Origin of the sequence: Bacillus sp. JJ1474 (assembly GCF_036965225.1) — a bacterium.
GTDB lineage: Bacteria > Bacillota > Bacilli > Bacillales > Cytobacillaceae > Cytobacillus.
Map to the genome: position 1 here is coordinate 1 of NZ_JBALPC010000112.1, position 3,176 is coordinate 3,176.

The following is a 3,176-nucleotide window of genomic DNA, read 5'->3' on the forward strand; positions in this document are numbered from 1 at the left end:
TATTATCTCGAATTAAAGATACTTTTATTCAAAGTAAAATTCGATTCATGTATACGAATTGTATGGGTAAAGTAATCAATATAAATCAAAAGTTTTATTGGAGGAATATTAATGAACGAACTAAAAGGCATCCATCATGTAACAGCCATTACAAGCAGTGCTGAAAAGATCTATGACTTTTTCACTTATGTTTTAGGAATGCGCTTAGTAAAGAAAACGGTTAACCAAGACGATATAAAAACATATCACCTATTTTTTGCAGATGACGCTGGAAATGCAGGGACAGACATGACTTTCTTTGACTTTCCTGGCATTCCTAAAGGCGTACACGGAACAAATGAGATTTCGAAAACATCCTTTCGTGTACCTAATGAAGCGGCATTAGATTATTGGGTTAAAAGATTTGACCGACTGGAAGTTAAACATACGGGGATTAAAGAGCAATTTGGGAAAAAGACACTTTCCTTCATTGATTTCGATGAGCAGCATTACCAATTGATTTCCGATGAACATAATAAAGGGGTTGCCTCTGGAACACCATGGCAAAACGGTCCTATTCCATTAGAATATGCGATTACTGGCCTAGGTCCAATCTTTGTTCGCATCGCAAATTTTCATCATTTTAAAGAAGTGATGGAAAAGGTTCTCCTATTCAAAGAAATCGGTCAGGAAGGAGAATTTCATTTATTTGAAGTTGGAGAAGGTGGAAATGGTGCCCAAGTAATAGTAGAAGATAATCCTAATCTCCATCAGGCTCAACAAGGCTTTGGTACCGTTCATCATGCGGCATTCCGTGTTGAAGACCGCTCTGTTCTAGAAGAATGGGACAAGCGGATTCAAAGCTTCCGAATCCCAACATCTGGTTTCATTGACCGCTTCTTTTTCGGATCCTTATACTCAAGAGTGGCACCTCAAATATTATTCGAGTATGCTACAGATGGTCCTGGATTTATGGGAGACGAACCGTATGAAACACTTGGAGAAAAATTATCCCTACCCCCGTTCTTAGAAGGAAAACGTGAGCATATTGAAAAAATAGTTAGACCAATCGATACGATTAGAAGTACGAAGAAAATAGAAAAAGAATATTAAGTTTTATACCACATTGCCTGATTTCTTCATTTTGGGAGAATCAGGCAATCTCTTTCTTTCATGAAGCTATCTTCTCATGAATTGCACTTCCTTATCTCCACACTGACGCATACAACTTTTTATACTTCAAACACTCTTCTATTTCCTACTTGTCTTAACAATTCAAACAGAGTAATGTGAATACTTTAGGTAATTACCTTGACAAAAAATAAGCTTTTATCCTTATATATTTCTCCACAAGAAGCAACCTATTTATACAGGAGGTGCTAAGATGACAGAACCAAGCCAGCCAGGAAGCCAAAAACTGCCGGATTTTGATAATCTGAATGATCGAATAATAGCCCCACAACGATCATCTGGTCCCACTTTGGTCATAAAAACGAATTTGGATCCAAAAGACTCAACAGTCGAAAATCCCTATTATGTAAATGATAAATCAACAGATATGAAAGAGTTTAGAGATTTCTTTGAGGATGTATAACTTGCATTAATAAAAGTAGTCGGAGCCGGTATTTTTGAATATCGGCTCTTGAAGAAGACTCTCATGATTTTTTATTTTAGAAAGGACATCTCTTTCTCTTTAAGAGCAAGTCGAATTTGCTCTATAGCTTTAGGTCCCATTCCATGTAGCTGTAATATTTCTGCCTCACTCACTTTAGTGAATTGATCAAGTCTACTGTAACCTGCTCCTTCCAGAGCACGTCTTGCTGGTTTTGCTAATCCGGAAGGCAGATCGCTTCTCATTACTTCTTCTGTCATTTTGAACCTCACCTTTTTTATCGTTTAACTTTGATCATTTCTTGCTTCTAAGACAATAAACAAACCATTAAAATGCTTTTCAATATTTATTATTGTAAGACCATGCTGAATGACTAGCCCATAAGTATCCCGATTCAAACAGCATCCGTCACAAATTCTCTTCCATGCAGGAGTTAACCAATTCTGCAGCATAGATAGAAAGCTGTTTTCCATAATGACATGTTCGAATAAGAGAATTCTTCCGCCTGGTTTACAAACTCTATTAATTTCACTCAGCGCTTTTTCTGGATTTTGTATTGTACAAAAAACCAAAGTCGCCACTACTGTATCAAAAGTATGACTTTCGAATGGCAGCTGCTCGCTACTTACCTTTAGAATTTCAATTGGTACAACAGCACTTTGAAGTCTTGGTCTAGAACGATTAATCATCTTTTGACTTGGCTCAATCGCGATGACTTTATCTGCATGTTCATAGAGTTTAAAATTGACGCCCGTCCCTGAACCAAGTTCTAACACCTTCCCGGTCGCTCTATTAAGCAATTCCCTACGAATCCCTTGAAACCTCCATCTTTCTAAAGGGCTCATGAAAAAATCATATAGATTTGGTAAAGAACTTCTCAATCTCTTCAACTCCAATAATTGAAAAGTTTCTACTTACCCATTTTCACCTAAAACTCCTTCTTGGAAAATGGCAAAAAGAATTTAACCCCTCTTTTGTTAAAGGGCAGTATCTTCATGTCGGCAATTAAATGACTTACATAGCCCATTAGGCAGGTAATAAATACACCTTCGTACCCAATTGCTATTTCGAACTGAATGGATATGTATGCAAAAAAGAGAATACCTAATAATGAATGGGTATAGCTTCTATGAGGAACAAATGAAGCTGCGATAATATAAATACCTAACAGCCATAACCAATTTTCTTGAAGTGAGAAACCTCCAAATAAGACACCAATTCCTGTAATTGTCAGCATCCTTCTTTGTGTGATAAACGAGGATATGATGAATATAAGCATTCCTGCCCCAATACCTATCCATTTATTCATTCCTGAACCAGTAAAATAACTATATAAAATCAACAGTATAGCTATGAATTGAGCAGCTGTTCTTATAATCTTATGTGAAATTGTGATTTTATTACTTAGCTTCCCGTCAATATCGATATCCGGCATTAATCCTGAAATTGCCCCTATCCCAACTAATAAAATAGTTCCTGTTGGATCTGTTTGCAGCAAATTAGCTGTCAAAAAACCGGTTGCTGCTCCGATGACTGTATGTGATGTACCGTTCAATTTTTTCCACCTGTTTCATTAAGCTTATAT

General features: G+C 36.7%; 5 protein-coding genes. 2 read left to right on the plus strand and 3 right to left on the minus strand.

Going from position 1 to position 3,176, the window contains the following annotated elements:
• The first annotated feature begins 111 nt into the window (after positions 1 to 111).
• Together V7164_RS14865 and V7164_RS14870 are read left to right on the plus strand one after the other, a co-directional pair.
• A complete protein-coding gene (locus tag V7164_RS14865) occupies positions 112 to 1,092 on the plus strand; it encodes a ring-cleaving dioxygenase (protein WP_335347519.1) in 981 nt (326 codons plus the stop codon).
• Positions 1,093 to 1,363: 271 nt separating this feature from the next.
• A complete protein-coding gene (locus tag V7164_RS14870; RefSeq protein WP_335354476.1) occupies positions 1,364 to 1,573 on the plus strand; it encodes a hypothetical protein in 210 nt (69 codons plus the stop codon).
• Between the two features lie 71 nt (positions 1,574 to 1,644).
• Here V7164_RS14870 and V7164_RS14875 read toward each other — a convergent pair whose 3' ends face one another.
• The 3 genes from V7164_RS14875 to V7164_RS14885 are packed head-to-tail and all read right to left on the minus strand — an operon-like array spanning position 1,645 to position 3,146.
• Positions 1,645 to 1,851: a DNA-binding protein gene (locus V7164_RS14875; RefSeq protein WP_335347521.1), complete on the minus strand. Its 207-nt coding sequence runs from the start codon at positions 1,849 to 1,851 to the stop codon at positions 1,645 to 1,647.
• Positions 1,852 to 1,875: 24 nt separating this feature from the next.
• Entirely contained in the window at positions 1,876 to 2,472 is a 597-nt protein-coding gene (locus V7164_RS14880; protein ID WP_335354477.1) for a class I SAM-dependent methyltransferase, read from the minus strand.
• A gap of 47 nt (positions 2,473 to 2,519) precedes the next feature.
• Entirely contained in the window at positions 2,520 to 3,146 is a 627-nt protein-coding gene (locus V7164_RS14885; RefSeq protein ID WP_335354478.1) for a metal-dependent hydrolase, read from the minus strand.
• Positions 3,147 to 3,176: the final 30 nt, after the last annotated feature.